Here is a 556-nt window from a genome sequence, read left to right on the forward strand (position 1 = left end):
GCATGAAGGTGCTGATCGTCAAGACGTCGTCGATGGGCGATGTCATCCACACCTTTCCGGCGGTCGAGGATGCCCGTCGCCACCGCCCGGACCTGACCTTCGACTGGTGCGTCGAAGAGGCATTCGCCGGAATCGTCGCGCTTCACCCGGCGATCGACAAGATTCATACGGTGGCGATCCGGCGCTGGCGCAAGGCGCTGCTTGACGGCGCCACCTGGCGCGAGGCGGCCGCCCTGCGCCGCACCTTGCGCAATTGCCGCTACGATCTGGTCATCGACGCGCAAGGCCTGCTGAAATCGGCCCTGGTGGCAAGACAGGCGGGCTCACCCATTGCCGGCTTCGACCGTTCGAGCGCGCGCGAACCCTCGGCGACGCTGTTCTACGATGCCACGTATGCCGTCCCGCGCGATCTCCACGCCATCGAACGGACGCGGCGGTTGTTTGGCCTGGCGCTCGCCTATCAGCCCGATCTTTCGACGCTGGACTCCGGCATCGTGCCGCCCGCCGGCACCCTGGCGGGCACTTCTGGAAAAACCGCCTTCCTGCTGCACGGAAC

Annotated in this window: 1 protein-coding gene; it reads left to right on the top strand. The window is 66.5% G+C overall.

Annotated features, from left to right (window positions below; translation table 11 throughout):
* Positions 1-2: 2 nt before the first annotated feature.
* A partial coding sequence (waaC, locus tag EN994_RS34495) for a lipopolysaccharide heptosyltransferase I (protein WP_127308303.1) occupies positions 3-556 on the top strand: 554 nt, incomplete at its 3' end.

The organism is Mesorhizobium sp. M7A.F.Ca.CA.002.09.1.1 (assembly GCF_003998555.1).
Lineage (GTDB): Bacteria > Pseudomonadota > Alphaproteobacteria > Rhizobiales > Rhizobiaceae > Mesorhizobium > Mesorhizobium ciceri.